This window comes from Photobacterium satsumensis (assembly GCF_050336935.1).
Lineage (GTDB): Bacteria > Pseudomonadota > Gammaproteobacteria > Enterobacterales > Vibrionaceae > Photobacterium > Photobacterium satsumensis.
In genome coordinates, this window is record NZ_JAKJSK010000006.1 from 480620 (window position 1) to 498139 (window position 17520).

Consider the following 17520-nt stretch of genomic DNA (forward strand, 5'->3'; position numbering starts at 1 on the left):
ACTTTATTGGAGGGAGCGATGCCGACTTACACGCGTGGTGACATTATTTCGCAAACAACTTTTTGGGATACCTACCATAAACGGGAGCAAATTGAAGAGCTGGTCGATCAGGCCAAACTCGCCAACAAAGAGCTGCAAAAGTTTATGTTGGAGCTGACGAAAAATGTGAAATGCGAAAGCGGTAAGCCTATCAAATTTATGCGTGGGCCACTGAAAACCCGTGAGCGTATTGCTGAGAAGTGCGGCATTACCGACTGGGATGACCCGAGTACCGATAGAAAATCTGGAGTGAAAACACCGCTGGAGGTGAAAGATATTGCAAGGGCAACCATCGTCTTTAGCACGATTGCTCAAATGATGGCGTTTCGTAATTACATCTATAAAACCCAAAATTTTCAGGCAATCAAAGACAAACAATCGCCAGCGGTCAAGGATCTTTGGACCAAGGGGGTTGAGGATGAATATAAGGATGTGAAGTTCTTCCTGCAGGTGAATATTGATTTCACCAGTAACGTGACCAATCGGCCCAAAGAAAAGCGCACGATTCCTCACATTGTCGAGCTTCAGCTTAATGTCTCCCAGATGGCGAGGGGGAAAAAGTATGGGCATGCCTTTTATAACCTTTCAAGGCTCGGAAAGTTAGATGGAAAGTCAGTGTTTGTTTGGGATAACCAGAGCTGTGTTATCACTGTTCCCGGCGCGAAAAAAGGTAATGTCGGCAACAAGCTACGCACCGCTATCGTGATGTGTCGCAGTATGGCGCAAGGAGACGAGCAGGTGCTTTTAGCCACCAATATCTTGTCGAAAATGCTAACCAATAAACTGCGGTTACTGGATAAGCGTGTAACAGAGAAGAAGGTTGAGCACAACGTTTATGCAAACGGCAAGAAGCCTTTGATTATCCGCTGCGGCCCCTACGATCCGCAACTGGCTGCAAATCAAGATACGGGACCCGCTCAGGCATGGGCTATCTCTTACCTGTCCAGTTTTATTTGGGGCCACTTTACGGCTTTCCAACGCAAACCCGGCATAACAGGTACGGCTGCAAACTGGTTTGCAGAGCATTAACCAGGGGCGAATAACGCGGCGACTTAAAACGTTATCGCTAAGGACGACAAAGCTACTACCAAGAGCGTCAAAGCTATTACCAAGGACGAAAAAGATATGTTTGATGAATTGCTAAAGCCTATCTCTGATGAGCAGCCAAGCGGTGAATATCTCAAAGATAACCGGGCGTTATACCGCGGTTATCGCAATGCCTTTAATGTTGCCCAGTCGTCTTTTCGTCAATTGGTAGAGACACCAGACGCCGCTGAAGATGTCGAGACCGTCAATGCCAATAATGATAATTGGATCGCCCTTGCGACGGAGTGCAGTAGCTGTTTGCAGGCGCACTCAAAGGATGTCGAGATCTTATCTTGGTACACCGTTTCACAGGTGTTTACCTCAGAGCCCCTGCAAAATTTAGCGAATGCACTGTCGCTGTTTGAACAAATCATCCATCAATACTGGGATTCGTTGCAGCCAATATTGCCGGAAAAAAAGCGCAAGGGTGCAACCGATGCAGAGCAGGCGAAAGAAGTGGTTGAACACAGGGTGAAGCCGCTTTTGCAGCTGGTAGGAGATACAGCCGAAAGTGGTTTGTTGTATATGCCTTTGCAGATGCTGCCATTGGTTGGAGATATCGATTACGGCAGGTTTTATGCCGCAGAAAAAGCTGGAAACCTCGCAGAACTGAAGCAGCAAGCCGTATCGCATTTTAATGCAGAGCAAGCTGACATAGAGGTAAGGATCCTCTCCTTGGCAAAGGTACTCGATGCCATGGTTGAACTTGAAAGGGAGATAGGCGAGAAGTGTCAGGCTGTGGGGGCGAATGGCGTAAGTTTCCGCTTCGTCAAAGAATCAATTGAACGGCTGATCAGTGCAATGAAGTTTCTGGTCGGCGAGCAATTTGCTACTTGGCCGCTGGATACCCGTGTAACGGAGGAACATCAAACAGAGCCATGTTCAGCACAACAAGATGAAAGTGTTTTGATGCCATCAGCACAGGATGGTTCAGCAGCGCAATCATCAGAACATACGGGTGTAATCAATACAAAAGAGGAGACAAGAACCGCTATAGCGATGAACCAGCATCATCAAGTTCCACAAGCCTTGGCTTCTGGAGTGCAGAGCTTAGCTTCTAGAGATCAGGCATTGGTTGAACTACAGAAAATTTCAGATTATTTCCAGCAAGCAGAGCCACACAGCCCCATTTACCTGTTGCTGAAAAGGGCAATCCGATGGGGAGGAATGTCGCTGCCAGAGCTGCTTCAAGAGCTGGTAGGCGATCAAGAATCAGTGAATTTAAGGATCCAACAACTTGCAGGACTGGAAAGTGCCGAATATCAAGCGCCACTTACACCTGCAAATTCATCAGCCAATAGCCCCGTGGACCCAATATCGACACCTGTCTCTACGGGGGAGCAGGCTAGTGAAGCTCAAGCGTCATCCGCAGTATCGATGCCCCTTGATGAACCAACTCAACGTTCAGTGACGACAAACCGAGGTACGGATAATGGTGGTTTGTCACAGATTGAATGGTAATCACATCTTTCATTTTTAATGCACAACCATTGTAAATAAAGAGGGATAAATAATGGCTTCTATTTTTATGCGAATCGACGGACTGAATGACATTAAAGGTGCCGCAACCGTTGGGGATATTGGTGGTAAAAAAGGGTTCTTTGCGCTCGATACTATGAGCTGGGGGGCAAACCGCGGTGTGAATGTTGATGTGGGTAACGCCAATAATGCCGATAAAGGCATGGTTTCTCTTGATGCCGTCAATATTTCACGCGTTTCTGACGGTGCATCTCCGCATCTTACCACTTTCCTTTTTGCGCCTGGTTCGGAAGGGAAAACGGTTGAGATCCTACTGACCAAACCATCCCGTGATGGTGCCGGTGCTGATCCTTACTTGGTGATGACCTTAGAAAAGGCCCGTATTGCGGATTACAACATTAACGGCTCGGACGGCAACTTACCTGCAGAAGACTTCAGCTTGACCTACACCACGCTCACTAAGGTGTATTACCAGGAAGGTGACGGCGGCAAGATCGAAAAAGGCGATACCGTCAAATTTGACTGCACAACCGGCAAGTTAGAGTCGAAAGCAAGCTAAGTCTAGTTAGGAAGGAGATACAACGTGGCCTTAAATTCACAGCATAAGCGTGTCAGTAAAAACCGGGTAAGTATTACCTACGATGTCGAAACAAACGGTGCCGTTGAAACCAAGGAGCTACCTTTCGTTGTCGGTGTCATTGGCGACTTCTCTGCCCATAAGGAAGATCGTGAGGATCTTGAAGATCGCTCTTTCTATCAAATCGACAAAGATAACTTCGATACTGTGCTGAAGCGTGTCGGCCCTGAGCTCAAGCTCAAAGTCGACAATACACTGGCCAATGATGATAGCCAGTTTGAAGCGGCACTGTCGTTTAATTCGATGAAAGACTTCGAGCCGGATGCGCTGATCGAACAAGTTGAGCCGCTCAGGAAACTGGCAGAAACACGGCAGCAATTGAAAACCTTGCTATCGAAGGCAGATCGCTCCCGTGATCTGGAGAAATTGCTAAAGGAGGTGCTGCAAAGCGCTGATCAGATTAATGCACTGTCCAGCGAGCTGGGTATCGAGAAAAAAGGGGATGAGTCATGAGTGCAGAGTTAGAAGCACAGGCCGAAGCTGCAGCAGAAGCGGGCTCGGTGAGCTTATTGGATAGGGCGATTACTGCTACTACCCAAACGCCGGCAGATACAACGAAAGAGTTGTTTTCTGTATTGGCCGAGCAGGCGCTAGATGGAACCGTTACATGGGACAAGAATGTAACGAAAACCATCGAAAATGCGATTGCCGAAATTGATAAGCAGATGTCCGGACAGCTATCTGCCATCATGCAGCAAGATGAGTTCCGCCGCTTGGAAGGCTCTTGGCGTGGGCTCAATAAACTGGTTCGTGAAAGCGAGACAGGTCAGTCGCTGAAAATTAAGCTGGTGGACTTCTCCAAAGATGAGTTGCTCGAGCAGTTTGAAGATGCGCCGGCGGTAGACCGAAGTCCACTGTTTGATGCCCTGTACCAGAAAGAGTTTGGTACCGCAGGGGGTGAGCCATATGGTGCACTGATCGGTGATTACAACTTCAGTCATAAAGACGAAGATGTCGCTTTGCTCCGTTATATGGGCGAAACGGCAGCCGCAAGCCATGCGCCATTTGTCTCGGCAGCCAACCCACAAATGTTCGAACTTGATAGTTTTGAAACCTTTAACGAAGGCAAGCCGGTCGCCCCCGGTTTTGATTCTCCGGCTTACGCTTCGTGGAACGCCTTTCGTGAAAGTGACGATGCCCGTTATGTGGTGCTGACTTTACCGCAAACACTGGCCCGCCTACCTTATGGTGACAAGGGACTATCAACCAATACATTTGCCTATGAGGAGCTGGCTACCGATACCGATGGCAACCCGAAACCTAGCGATAATTCGCAATTGGTTTGGTCGAACGCTGCGTATGAACTGGGTTTGAAAATGACGCAGGCCCATACCGCATTTGGCTGGTGTACTGCTATTCGGGGCTTGGACAATGGCGGTAAGGTGGAAAACCTGCCAAACCTCACCTTCAAGTCAATTGCTGGGGATCTGCAGCAACAGTGTCCGATTGAAGTCAACCTGACCGATGAGCGGGAAAAAGAGTTGAGTGATTTGGGTATGTTGCCTTTGGTTCACTATAAAAATGCCAACTACGGGGTCTTTATCGGTAGCCAAACTGCGCAGAAACCCAAGACTTACGCGGATCCGGACGCAACCAGCAATGCCGCTATTTCAGCACGCTTGTCCTACATCATGGCCAGTAGCCGAATTGCGCATTACCTGAAAGTGATGGGTCGTGACATGTTGGGTTCTAACCTTGAAGCCACCGACATTCAAAAACAGCTACAAACCTGGATTGATCAATACACCAACTCAGGTGCAGTCGGCAATGCTGAACGTTCCAAAACCCCGCTATGTGAGTCGCAGATCCAAGTGGTAGAGCAACCAGGGCGTCCGGGCTCGTACTCTGCAATTGCCCATTTGAGGCCATGGCTACAGATGGAAGAGCTGACTACATCGGTTCGCATGGTAGCAAAAATACCGGGTTAACAGCCCGGTGTATTATTAGGTTAAAAGGTTGGTATCAGGATGATAAGCGCAGACCTTCAACAACAGCTCAATCGGTTAGATAGCAAGGATAGCGGGTTCTTGAAAGAAGCCCTGACGTTGTTTGCTCAAACTGACAAGGCAATGGTCAGTAGCCCGCAGGCTTTCCGCTCGGGGGTTACCCGACTTATTGCTGATATAGACCGATCAGTGTCGGAACAGTTGTCTGCGCTTATTCATCATTCTGATTTTGTCCAACTAGAATCCACGTGGAGGGGAGTCGAAACACTGGTATCGCTTCCCGTTAACTATCAAAAAATCAAAGTTAAGCTCTTAGACGTATCTTGGGATGATCTTTCTTATGAGCTTAATACTGCAATCTCCCTTAAGCGCACTGCGCTGTATAATCTTATTGGTAATCAGGAGCTCAATACTTCAGGTGGTCAGCCATACGGGTTGGTTGTGGTTGACCATCAGATTTCAATGGATTTTGACAGCGACTACGACGATATCTATACCCTCGAGTTGCTCTCCCGTATGGGTGATCTGTGTCTTTGCCCTTTTATCACTTCACCCGCAGATAACTTTTTTGGTGAGACCGGAGCCGACTGGCTATCGGATACGGCGCGTATTCAGAAGATCATTCAGGGGCCTGAGTTTATTTCTTGGCAACGGTTACGCGGACTGTCGGCGTCCCGCTTTATTGGCCTGACCTTACCGAGCGTGCGCCTTCGCCGACCTTATACCAGCCAATCCTCAAAGCGAGTCATCTTTTCAGACAGACCTGACTCAGAAAAGCTGCTCTCTGATGAGGATGCTTGTTCGTCACAAGGGTTATGGGGGAACTCTGCATTTCTATTTGCCTCCGTGGCGATGCGGGAGTTTAACCGGATCAACTGGTTTGGGTTTATGAAATCACGCTGGCAGGACAAATACTGCGGTGCATTGGTGAACCTTCCACCAAGCAGTTCAGGGAAAGTGGCAACGATGGAACCAATGCCTGATGTGCGATTTATTACCGAGATGGGGAGCTTCTACGCAGAGAATGGTTTCATCCCACTTTGTCACAGTTTGACAACGGATAAGTTTTATTTCAGGGGCAATGCATCTATTTGGGAGCATGGTGATGATGACGCTGAGGCCGTCATGGGACAAATTCAAACCACACTGATGATCTGCCGTATTGCCCATTATCTCAAAGTCCAAATTCGAGGGATGATGGGTAATTTTCAAACTGCCCAAGAGTGCGAAAGCTTCCTCAATGGTTGGCTTGATAAGTATGCCAGTAATTTAACCGATGCAGATGAAATAACGTTAGCCAAATACCCACTGAGCAAAGGTCGGGTCGAGGTTAGGGAGGTTGAGGGCCAACACGGTCGATATACCTGTGATGTGCTGGTGCAGCCGCAATACCAATTCGATAACGCTTGCGGAGAAGTGCTGATATCAACCGACCTTGGTGGTGAGTCTCGCCAGTCTAGTGCATCTGGCCAAAAAGGGTCTGTCGATCAGCACAATATGGTAGGGGGTGAGGCATGAGTTTTTGGGGCACATTTATTGCTAAGCAAAAGGGCAATGAAGAACAGTTATTGGAGTCTATTCGCTACCAACTCACTGTGTTGCTTAACTCTGAAGCGCCAATGCGGGTATTGCCAAAACAGTTTAAAGAAGTGCAGTTGTCCAATTTCAGTTTCGGCCTCGATGCTGCCTATAGCGTAAGTAGCCAAGTGAACAAAGAGCAGTTTTCTCGATCGCTCGAAAAATGGGTCAGCGCGTTCGAACCTCGCCTGTCGGAAGTCAGTGTTTTTGTGAAGGAAAGCGATCCAAGCAAAAACATCATGAAGTTTTCACTGATGGCGAAAGTCGATGTGAAAAATGGCGAGCACGTTTTCCTCTTTGACTCGAGCATCAGCCTGTCAAGTCAGTCGGCAAAAATGGAGGGGCAGGAAGTTGTCTGATCAACTATTAAGTTATTACGAAAGGGAGTTGGCTTATATACGCCAAGCGCTTGAAGGCTTTGGCCAACATTACCCTGATCATGCCGGCGCTATGCGGTTGAATCAAAGCGGCCAAGAAGATCCTAATATCAGCCGCTTGATTGATGCGGTAGCTTTACTAACAGCAAAGACAGAAAAACGGATAGATGAGCAATTTCCGGAGGTGCTACAGGACCTGTTCAATGTGTTGTACCCCGGTTATTTACAAATCGTACCGAGCTACGCACCGTTTACGCTTGAGCTTGAAGGGGATGCAGGAGGAGAGCCGTTATCTTTGCCTAAAGGGGCTGAATTAGCCGTTAAGGTGAACCAGAGCGAATGTATATTTACCTTGGTCGATGAGTTGGTGGTTACGCCTTATGATATCGACGATATAGAAGCCAGCTCTGCGCCATTTAACTTCCCTACACCAGCATCAATACGCCGTGCTGATGCCGTAATTCAGCTAACGATGAAAAGTGCTGACCCCTCGCTATTATTTTCGGATAAAAAGCAGGGACATTTCGATTTTTATGTCCGCGGGTTTGAAAATAGCTCTAGGGGCTTGGTTGATTTATTGCTCCTGAATACCGAAGCACTGTCATTGATTGATGACTCTGGCCAGCAGGTAGAAATCGATATATCCCGGCTTCGCTCAAGGGTAGCGGATCCCGACTTTAACTGGTTGCCACAGTATGGGAATCATCTCGCCGGTATTGATCAGCTCCGTGATTATTTCTCTTTCCCTGATAAAGCAGCGTATTTGAGAATAGAAGAGCTCGGCCAAGAGCTGATGCAGTTTTCCACCAATAAAGTCACATTGAATTTCTTTGTACAGCAATTACCCACCGAGTATTTGCGTCTGTTTAGTCGCCAAGTGTTTGCATTAAATACGGTGCCAGCAATCAATCTGTTCCAGCAGCATGGTGAGCCTATTCGCTATGACTTTAGCAAGCTTGCCATGCCGGTGATTGCTGAAGTGGATAATGATAGCGAACTGACGGTTGTCTCTGTTGAAACGGTGAATGAAGTATTACCAACAGGAGACATACTGCTTAAGCCGGTATACGAAGGCGGATATTGGCTGGAGCAGGATCGTCCCAAGTGGCAGGCTCGCCAGCAATGGGATGAAAAGGGCCGACGCCAGACCAAAATATCAATAAGCGATACCGAACTACACCAAGATAAAGAAGACATCGTATTGTCATTATTGCTGAATGTCTGCAATGGCCGCCTACCTTGCTTGATCCCAAGCTTTAGTGAAGCCGAATCACTTGCCGCGGTGGACCTTCCCGGTACGGTACGGGTTTTAAAAACACCAACAGCGCCCCAGTATCCCTCACTAGACAACACGTTAAGCTGGCGGTTTATTGCCTTGCTCAATGCCAATTTTTCAAGTTTGGTGCAAGTTGATGAACCGACCAGAGCCTTGCAGGATGCGGTGAGGTTGTGCTGTAACAGTGTGCTTTGCAGCGTTGCCGATGCCATTAAAAAAGTATCGTATAGCCACCTTGTTGCACCTGTCACCATTGGAGGGCAGAGCATATTTTCGTCGGGTACCGCTGTTACCTTGCTACTGGACAATGAGCTGTTGGATTCGGAATTTGCCGTCGTTGGCGAAGTGCTCAATGCCTTCTTTAAGCAGTTCTGTAGCTTCGACCGCTTTATTCAGGTCTCGATACAACGCTTTGGCAGTGATGAGCCTGGGCTCGACTTCGACAAGTGTCACGGGAGCCAATTATGTCTGTAGTGTCCCGTTTGCTGTCTCAGCCACAACAATTCGACTTCATTCAGGCTATCCGTATCCTCAACACGATAAGTGCAGAGACAGGACAGAGGTTGCGACTAACCGCCGATCCCATGCCAAAGGGGCTGCCACCGGCCGTAACCGGTATTGAAAAGAACAGTGATGAGGTAAAACTGAGTCTGGGCTTAGAGGCCTTATCAGGCTGCAAGGGGGTTATTCCCGATTATTTGTATGCCGAAATGCTCAATAGTCTTCATCAGGATGACACGGCACTACATGCCTTTCTTGATGTGTTTAACCAGCGCTACTTTGAACTGAGAGCCAGCCTCGAAAGCGCAGGAAACCTGTTGTTGCGCGATGAGAAAGAATCGATACACACTCAGCCATCGGCTCGGTTAAGCCAGCAAGCCGCTATGGCGAATATGTTTGCTTTGCCGCAAATGCCCAGAAATGACGGCGAGCCACTTAGTCGCCATGGCAACGATAAAAGCAATGAACAAAGCAGTAACCAAGGCAATAACCCAAGCAATAACCAAGGTACGTTGCGGTACGGTTTGGCGTTGTCGAACAAAAGCCGCAGTTTATCTGGACTTAAACGTCTACTTTGTAACTACTTTTCATTGTCTATTACGCCTTACGTCTTACCCTCGGCGCTGTATCGTATTCGACCTGCTCATCAAACAAAAATTGGTTGCCAGCTAGGGCAAAACCATAAGTTGGGGCAGGGTGTCGTACTGGGTTCAAAGGGCGAACAGGCTTTTAAAACCATAGAAATCTATATTACACCCCAAACGAAAGTTGAGTACCTGAGCCTGCTTAGAAACACCCATCTGGCATTAGCCATGAAGCAGCTGGTACGCGCTTATCTTAAAGACAATACCGAACCCAAAATCTATTTGTATGTGAAGCGGGAATTTATTGATTCGCCAACCCTTTCTCTCGGCAATAAAAGCGTTCGGCTTGGAGAAGCCAATTGCCTCGCACCAGAAAGGAATAGCCGTCATTTTCGCAAAATCTTACTACTGCCGGAGAACAACGTATGACACAGGTAAAACTGGGTAACCTAGTAGGGAAGCTTACTCCTGAGCTAAAGGCAGCACTGGAACAGTCTGCAGCCGCCGCAATGGAGCAGACAGTGCCAGCGATTGAAGTTGAGCACTGGCTAGTACAGATTTTGGTGGAAAAAGATGAGCAGCTATTGTCCTACCTTCAACGTCAGAAGGTAGACCCAAGTGCGCTCAATAATGAACTATCTATTCGTGTAGAGCGCTTGGTTAAAGGGTCTAACGGACAACCAACCATAAGCCGTGCCCTGAGTGAATTGATGGAAGAGGCATGGTTGCAGGCCTCTGTTAATTTCGGTCACAGCTATATCACCAGCCTTCATTTGCTACTGGTATTACAGCAATCGGACAACTTTGGTGTAAAAAGGTTGGCGCTCGAAAGCCTGAAAGATATTTCATTGGAGGCATTATCTGGTCAAATTGCCCAGTTAAGCTTGGCTTCAAGTGCCAATGCTGCGTCTATACCGGCAGGTGCATCGGTTGCTAATACTCAAGCAGATAACATTGGCGTAAGTCCTGCCGTTGGCGGTGCTCTGGATAAATATACCGTTAACCTTACGCAGCAAGCCAGAGATGGGAATATCGACCCCATTTCAGGGCGCAACAGCGAAGTGCGTTACACCATCGATATTCTTTGCCGTAAACGTCAGAACAACCCCATTTTAGTCGGTGAGCCTGGCGTAGGTAAAACGGCAGTTGTTGAAGGGCTTGCCTTACGGATCGTTAATGGCGATGTGCCGCCAGTGCTGCAAGGGGTAGAGATATGCTCACTTGACTTAGGACTGTTGCAAGCCGGAGCCAGTATTAAAGGTGAGTTCGAAAATCGGCTAAAAGATGTGATTAATGAGGTTAAAAGCGCCGATATTCCGATTATCGTCTTTATTGATGAAGCGCATACCTTGATTGGCGCTGGTGGTGCCGCAGGGCAAAATGATGCGGCCAATCTGCTTAAGCCAGCTTTGGCAAGGGGGGAGTTCCGCTCTATAGCGGCGACGACATGGGCGGAATACAAGAAGTATTTCGAGAAAGATCCAGCTTTGACCCGCCGCTTTCAGGTCGTCAAAGTTGAAGAGCCCTCTGAAAACGATGCGCTGCAAATGTTGCGTGGCGTTGCTGCCTCATTGCGCAAACACCACGGTGTCTTTATTCGCGAAGATGCGCTCGATGCGGCGGTTTCCCTTTCGGTGAGGTATTTACCGGCTCGTCAGTTGCCGGATAAGGCAATCAGCTTACTGGATACCGCCTGCGCTCGGATTGCCCTGACACAGGGGGCTAAGCCGGAGAAAATAGAACACCTCGAGCAGCAACTGCGCTATTTGAATAATGAGCTGGAGGCCTGTGATGTCGAAGATACGGTATTAATCGCCTTGGCTGAAGACAGGGATCCGTTACGCGAAACGTTGGCAGCCAAGCGCGAGGAGCTAAAGGGCCTGACTGCAAGGTGGGAACATGAAAAGGCCTTAGTAGCTGAGATAAGTGAACTCACTGAACTGTTAGAAACCAGCCATGCTAGTGGCGAGTTAAACGAAGTCGCATTGCAAGAGCGTCAGGTTACCCTACAGAACAAGTTGGCAGAGCTTGACTGCTTGCAAGGTGATGAGCCAATGGTTTTTGCCATGGTTGATCAGCAAGTGATTGCTGAAGTGATTTCAGCTTGGACAGGGATCCCTGCTGGGAGCATGGTAAAAGAAGAAGTGGCTGAGCTACTTTCCTTAGAAGATGCTCTCCATCAGCGTGTTATTGGGCAAGATGTCGCTATTACTGAGTTAGCTAAAAGCATCCGCATTTCACGGGCTGGACTGACAGACAACCGCAAACCCGTCGGGGTTTTCTTGATGTGCGGGCCAAGCGGCGTAGGCAAAACAGAAACTGCCATGGCGCTTGCTGATAAGGTGTTCGGTGGTGATAACAACCTCACGGTAATCAACATGACCGAGTTCAAAGAAGAGCATAAGGTTTCGATGTTGCTTGGTTCGCCAGCAGGCTACGTTGGCTACGGCGAAGGTGGTGTGCTTACCGAGGCCATCAGGCGTAACCCATATACTGTTCTACTGCTCGATGAAATGGAAAAGGCTCATCCCGGTGTTCATGACCTGTTTTATCAAGTTTTTGATAAGGGTTATATCAAGGACAGCGAAGGGCGCATGATTGATTTCAAGCATACGATTATCATCATGACTTCCAATGCAGCGGATCAAGCGATTTGTGATATCTGCGAGCACAGTGAAGTGCGTCCAAAGACTGATGAACTTGTCGAACAAATCCGTCCAGCACTTCAGCAATACTTCAAACCCGCTTTCCTCGGCCGAACCTCAATTGTGCCTTATTACCCACTTAATCATGAAGAACTTGGCAAGATCGCCGAAATTAGCCTCAACCGAATTGCTAATAAGGTGAAGGAAAAATATCAAGCGAGCTTTGAATGGGATCAAGCCTTCATTGATTTTGTGGTGTCACGTAATTCTGATCCGACAACGGGTGGGAGGGCCATTGAACAGATTATTAACCGCTCGTTGATGCCTCGTTTAGCTGTTGAATGTATTCAACGGTTAAGTGATTGTTTGCCCATTGAGCAGATCACCGTCAGTGCAGAGAGTAAAACTGGGCAGTTGGTGCTAACAATAAACTAGGGGCTGAAAATCTATCTGAAGCGTGTGTTGGTAAGTGTGTGGTTATGTTTGTTGAATAGGAGCCTAAATGTTGAAAGGGATTCAGGCGTTGAAGGGAATCGTCGGCATCGGCTTATGTCTGGTCTGCTCTACCGCATTGGCGGTAGATCGGGTCGTTTTGGCTACCCAGAACTGGTCACCTTATCAAACAGTGGATAGCGAAGGTGTTATCGGAGGTGTTGCGGTAGACCGGGTTAAGTGTACTTTTCGCAACATGGGCCAGCCCTATGAAATCAGGATGATGCGCTGGGATAAAGCGCAGCTATTGGTTGAAACGGGCAAAGTACATGGATTCTTTTCAGGGTCGGCCAACGCTAACCGCGCTTCTTACGCACAGCCTTCGGACCCCATTGTTTCTGAAAACCTTGCTTGGTTTGTCAGTCCAGCAGTCAGAGAAAGCCTTGATGATGAAACAGCCAAATACAGTTTGAGATACGGCGTTAAGTACAACACCAACAAATGGCTTTCGCTCAAGCGGGAAGGCTATAACGTCATCAAAAAACCCCGTGATGCCGACGCGTTGTTGCAAATGTTGTGGCAGGGCGAATTGGATGTGGCCTATGAGTATGAGTTGGTGTTTGAAGAGGCGATGCAAAAGGCGGGTATACCACAGGATTACTTCAAGAAAATCAGAACAAAAAAACAAGATTTGATGGTGCACTTTTCCAAAGGTTTTCTTGCCCAGCAACCATCATTTTTAAAGCGTTTCAATCTTGCCATGGCGCGGTGCCAGTGAATATTAACAGGGAAGAAGGCCATGACTATTAGTTTTCAATTAATAGAAACACCAGAGAACGAGCAGATACCGAGCCGCCAGATATCTCTACCAGCTACCGGGGGAACGGTTGGGCGCTCTTACGAGTGTACGGTTCAGCTCCCTGATTTTAACCGAACATTGTCACGGGTTCATGCCGAACTACGTCCTCATACGGCTGGAGGGTTCGAAGTTGTAGACCGTAGTACCAATGGCGTCTTTGTTAATGGAGTACGACTAGGAGAAGGCGCACACCAGAAAATATCGGATGGGGATAAATTAAAGCTTGGTGATTACACTTTATTAGTCAGTGATATTGATGCGCTATTTGATGACGGCAACACACAAAAGTCTCCTCAAGCTGATCTTGAATCTAGCTCTAATCCATTTAGTCACAGCAGTATAACGAGCGACGATTTCCAAGAGTTCGTATTGAACCAACCCGTAGGATCGGCTTCAGGTGTCATCGCAGAAAAAACGGCGAGTGTAAAACAGGCCTCGAAATCCGCGGCCAGTGAGTTTTCTCCAGAGAATGTCTTGGATGATGTGTTTGGCCATGACCCATTTGATGATACCGATAACTGGCATGAGCAACTTAAGCCTGAACGTGTTGATGATGTTGTCATGTTTGATGATGACGCCGAGCCTATTCTTTCAGGCAGTAAGGCGGTGACGATAGCGGAAAATCATCACGCCGAAGGACTGCAGAATAGCATTGAACGGTTGAATACCATTATTGCCCAGCAAGAGCGCAGCTTATCCGCGTCTATAGATCGAGAAAGGCTTGTCGAGTCCATTGAGGCTACGCTTGAACGCTTTTTAGAGAGTTTCCAACCCACACAGCTTGAAGATGAGTTTGATGACTACATAACCGGTTGGGGCAGTAAAGAGAAGAAATATTGGGCGCTATATAAGAAGCAATTTAACCGCAAGCAAGAGCGACGAGAGTATTACCGCTTGTTTTCATCCATCTTATTTGAAGAGTTAAGTGAGAAGAGATGATGAAATCAGTTAATACCAGTAATTCAAAAGCACTGCTGTTTGGTTCGGGGCTGTATGGTTTGGGGTTACTCGCAATGGTGGCAGGCTGTAGCAACAGTAGTAACAATGCCGCTTTTGTTCCGACCATGACCCTGTCTGTTGATCTTGCTGCATCCAAAGAGCTTAACGTGTTTGATGATGGTCAGTCCCGCCCGGTTATTGTCCGGATATACCAGTTAGCCGATGTGGGGAGTTTTCAGAAATCAGACTTTATCGCCTTGTATGAGTCGGATAAATCCGTGCTGTCTGATTCATTAGTCGACATCACGGTGATGCCGGCGGTGATCCCCGGTGAACAGAGAACCTTTCAGCTCGATTTGCAACAACAAGCCAAGTTCATCGGTGTTTTAGCTGAGTTTTCAAACTATGAATCGGCAACCCCCAAAGCTTATACCGCTATTGTGGAAGATCCGGAAAAGACACCGCTTGTTATTCGAATTTCAAGTAACAAAGTGGAAGTTTCTCAGCCAGTTGAAGATTCCTGGTGGAATGTGTTTTAAGGAGTATTACTGTTGAAACGTCAAAATAAAGTTGTATGGAAAGAGGGGATGTTTATTGCCCCACAACATTTTCAGCAGCAAGATCGCCATACCACACAATATATTCAAAAATACATGTCAGTCACTACCGGCGGGCAGTGTTTTGGGGTAACTGTGCTGGATATTGAGCCCAATTATCTCAAACTCGGCAAATTCGGCGTGGTGAAGAGTAGCGGTATTTTTCCTGATGGCACTTTGTTCGACTGTGCTAAAGAGCTACTGCTTGAAGTACCTGAAGGCACCTTGAATCAACGTATATATCTGGCGTTGCCGCTATCGGTGGAAGGTGAGAATGAATATGGCGAAGCCTCTGAACAGCGTCGTTATGCGGTCTCACACTGTAACCTGTTTGATGTCAGTGATTCGGGGCAAAGCGCGATTGATGCCCAGTTAGCTGAGCCCAATATACGCCTTGTTATCGAAGGTGAAGATGTTACCGGACTCGCATTGCTTCCTGTCGCTAAAGTACTCGAACGTCAGGAAAACGGTGAAGTAGTGCTGGATAAAGGCTTTATTCCGGCCTGTTTACATTTCGGAGCATCTTCCTTGCTTAAAGAGCGGGTTAAAGAGCTCTACATTCTAAGCCAGGTAAGATCCATGGATGTCGTGCAGCGGATTGGGGTAGGCCAGAAAACCAAAAGCGACCTGAGCTTAATGCGTGAGTTTTTGTGGTTACAAACCCTGAACCGTTGGATGCCATGGTTACATTTGAAACTGGAGCAACCTGAAACACGCATTGAAGAACTATATGAAGGCTTAGTCTCATTTTCTGCCGAGTTAGACAGTTTTACTCCTGCAATGGCGGAGCCACCCAAGCCATTGTCCCGGGAAAACTTGGTGAATAGCTTTGCCGGCCTTTTTGCAGAGCTACGGGAAAAGCTCTCAATGGTGCAAAGTGACAATGTCACTGAGTTTGATTGGGATACTGGCCTGTTTGAAAAACGCCGCCTTCTCAGGCTCTCCATTCCTAACCTTAACCAACTTGAAGGTAAGCGTTTCGTCTTATCAGTGCAGTCTCCCTTTGGCACTGCCGAGCTTAACCAGACGTTCCCGAGCTGTTGCACACTCAGCGGACTGAGCCAAATTGTTGAACTGGTTCGCAACGGTCAGTCAGGGGTCAATGTCAGTGTGCTCCCTGTCGCGCCAACTGAGCTAAAGGCGCAATCGGATGTTGCATACTTTGAGATTGATGTTTCTCACGACTACTGGCAGATGCTTAAATCAAAAAGAGAACCGGTTGCGCTGCATGTAGATAGCAGGATTCCGGAACTGACTATCAAGCTTTATGCGCTGGGGTAGTTTATGGATGATTTGTTAGATGAAGTGACTGTAACCATTACTTCTGCAGAAACAGGCAAACCGAAGGGCAGCGCGTCGGCGAGTAGCACAGCAGGATTGAATTCACAGAATGTGGAAAGTGATCAAATGCCTCAAGGGGCACCATTGTCACATGCCAATGAATTGAAAAATAAAACGCGGTACTTATTGGCCCTTCAAAATGGCCAGCCTTTCGATAATCACTTGCTAAACGTCTGCTCCGATCTTCTTTCTTATGCGGTGACAGTGAAAAGAATGCAGTGTCCCGATGACCTTTTTGTTTTTAGAGCCGGGCTCAAACAATCCATTACTGAGTTGAAATACAAGGTAGCCAAGCTGGAATATCCCCCTTCGGTAGCCGATAAAACCTGCTTTTTACTGGCGGCAATGATAGACGAACAGATCGTCCATTCTTCCTGGGGTGAAACGGTCGGTTGGGAAAACCAGATGTTGGTTAGTGAGTTGTTCGGCATCAAAAACGGCGGTGAACAGTTCTATGTCGTTGCCGAGCGCGCACTGTTACAGCCGGTATTGCTGGCGGATTTGTTAGAGCTCATCTTTATTTTACTCAAAGTCGGCTTCAAGGGGCGATACCGGGGAGAAGGGCAGGAACAAGTGGCTATTTTATTGCAACGCTTAGATGAAGCCGTCTTTGCTAAAAAACGAAGCTACTCGTTTTCGGATCGGATCCCCAGTCTTGCAATTGAAGAAGATCGGGTGAAATTGGCAAAACGTCCACAAAAACCGATTAACGTGATGCGATTCTCGCTCTGTTTAACAGCGCTTGCTGCTGTGCTTTGGGGCGGATTGCAATATTGGTATGACTCACAAAAGCCAAATAAAGCACAAGCTTTTAGCCAACTGACAGCGTTTACCGATGATTTGTATAAGGTAGAGAGTACGCAAGATAACGAGTATACCTACGTTAGTACACCCGCCGACATTAACCGTCAACCAAATGCTGTTTCTATTCAAAAGGCTGCAAGTTCGCCGACAATGGGCTCAGTTGATGATACTTTACGCATTTGGGTTGTCCAGCTTGCTACTTTTAATTCAAGGTCAAACATTGAACGTTTCCAAGGCCAATATGACCAAGCGATCCCCAATACGGTCATTGATGAGTGGCAGGGTAAATACCGCCTACTCAGTATTGCAAACAACAAAGAGAATGCGGTACAGACGCTAGCGACTGCCAATCAGCAAGGAATAGCCGATGCGTTTATTTATAGCGAAAAGCGTTAGAAAGG

General features: G+C 47.6%; 15 protein-coding genes. All 15 read left to right on the forward strand.

What is annotated here, in order from left to right; genetic code table 11:
• Positions 1-18: 18 nt before the first annotated feature.
• Entirely contained in the window at positions 19-1068 is a 1050-nt protein-coding gene (locus L4D79_RS02315; RefSeq protein ID WP_428646820.1) for a hypothetical protein, read from the forward strand.
• A gap of 96 nt (positions 1069-1164) precedes the next feature.
• Positions 1165-2586 (forward strand): type VI secretion system protein TssA, encoded by a 1422-nt coding sequence (locus L4D79_RS02320; protein ID WP_428646823.1) that lies wholly within the window; start codon positions 1165-1167, stop codon positions 2584-2586.
• A gap of 52 nt (positions 2587-2638) precedes the next feature.
• Positions 2639-3163 carry a type VI secretion system tube protein Hcp gene (locus L4D79_RS02325; RefSeq protein ID WP_428646825.1) on the forward strand — a complete coding sequence of 175 codons (525 nt, stop codon included), beginning with the start codon at positions 2639-2641 and terminating at the stop codon, positions 3161-3163.
• Between the two features lie 24 nt (positions 3164-3187).
• Positions 3188-3694: a type VI secretion system contractile sheath small subunit gene (gene tssB, locus L4D79_RS02330; RefSeq protein WP_428646828.1), complete on the forward strand. Its 507-nt coding sequence runs from the start codon at positions 3188-3190 to the stop codon at positions 3692-3694.
• Positions 3691-5169, forward strand: coding sequence for a type VI secretion system contractile sheath large subunit (gene tssC / locus L4D79_RS02335; protein WP_428646831.1), 1479 nt, complete (start codon positions 3691-3693; stop codon positions 5167-5169). The genes tssB and tssC overlap by 4 nt, the downstream gene beginning before the upstream one ends.
• A gap of 39 nt (positions 5170-5208) precedes the next feature.
• Entirely contained in the window at positions 5209-6705 is a 1497-nt protein-coding gene (locus L4D79_RS02340) for a type VI secretion system contractile sheath domain-containing protein (protein ID WP_428646834.1), read from the forward strand.
• A complete protein-coding gene (gene tssE / locus L4D79_RS02345) occupies positions 6702-7124 on the forward strand; it encodes a type VI secretion system baseplate subunit TssE (RefSeq protein WP_428646837.1) in 423 nt (140 codons plus the stop codon). Before L4D79_RS02340 ends, tssE begins: the two co-directional genes overlap by 4 nt.
• A complete protein-coding gene (tssF, locus tag L4D79_RS02350; protein WP_428646840.1) occupies positions 7117-8892 on the forward strand; it encodes a type VI secretion system baseplate subunit TssF in 1776 nt (591 codons plus the stop codon). Before tssE ends, tssF begins: the two co-directional genes overlap by 8 nt.
• The gene (locus tag L4D79_RS02355) at positions 8883-9932 is read left to right on the forward strand and encodes a type VI secretion system baseplate subunit TssG (protein WP_428646843.1); all 1050 of its coding nucleotides are present in this window, start codon (positions 8883-8885) and stop codon (positions 9930-9932) included. Before tssF ends, L4D79_RS02355 begins: the two co-directional genes overlap by 10 nt.
• A complete protein-coding gene (gene tssH, locus L4D79_RS02360; RefSeq protein WP_428646846.1) occupies positions 9929-12583 on the forward strand; it encodes a type VI secretion system ATPase TssH in 2655 nt (884 codons plus the stop codon). Before L4D79_RS02355 ends, tssH begins: the two co-directional genes overlap by 4 nt.
• 67 nt (positions 12584-12650) lie before the next feature.
• Positions 12651-13358 carry a substrate-binding periplasmic protein gene (locus tag L4D79_RS02365; protein ID WP_428646849.1) on the forward strand — a complete coding sequence of 236 codons (708 nt, stop codon included), beginning with the start codon at positions 12651-12653 and terminating at the stop codon, positions 13356-13358.
• A gap of 21 nt (positions 13359-13379) precedes the next feature.
• Positions 13380-14378: an FHA domain-containing protein gene (locus tag L4D79_RS02370; protein ID WP_428646851.1), complete on the forward strand. Its 999-nt coding sequence runs from the start codon at positions 13380-13382 to the stop codon at positions 14376-14378.
• On the forward strand, positions 14378-14917 hold the full coding sequence (gene tssJ / locus L4D79_RS02375; RefSeq protein WP_428646854.1) for a type VI secretion system lipoprotein TssJ: 540 nt from the start codon (positions 14378-14380) through the stop codon (positions 14915-14917). Before L4D79_RS02370 ends, tssJ begins: the two co-directional genes overlap by 1 nt.
• Before the next feature lie 12 nt (positions 14918-14929).
• Positions 14930-16255: a type VI secretion system baseplate subunit TssK gene (gene tssK / locus L4D79_RS02380; RefSeq protein ID WP_428646857.1), complete on the forward strand. Its 1326-nt coding sequence runs from the start codon at positions 14930-14932 to the stop codon at positions 16253-16255.
• 3 nt (positions 16256-16258) lie between these two features.
• Positions 16259-17515: a type IVB secretion system protein IcmH/DotU gene (gene icmH / locus L4D79_RS02385; protein ID WP_428646860.1), complete on the forward strand. Its 1257-nt coding sequence runs from the start codon at positions 16259-16261 to the stop codon at positions 17513-17515.
• Positions 17516-17520: the final 5 nt, after the last annotated feature.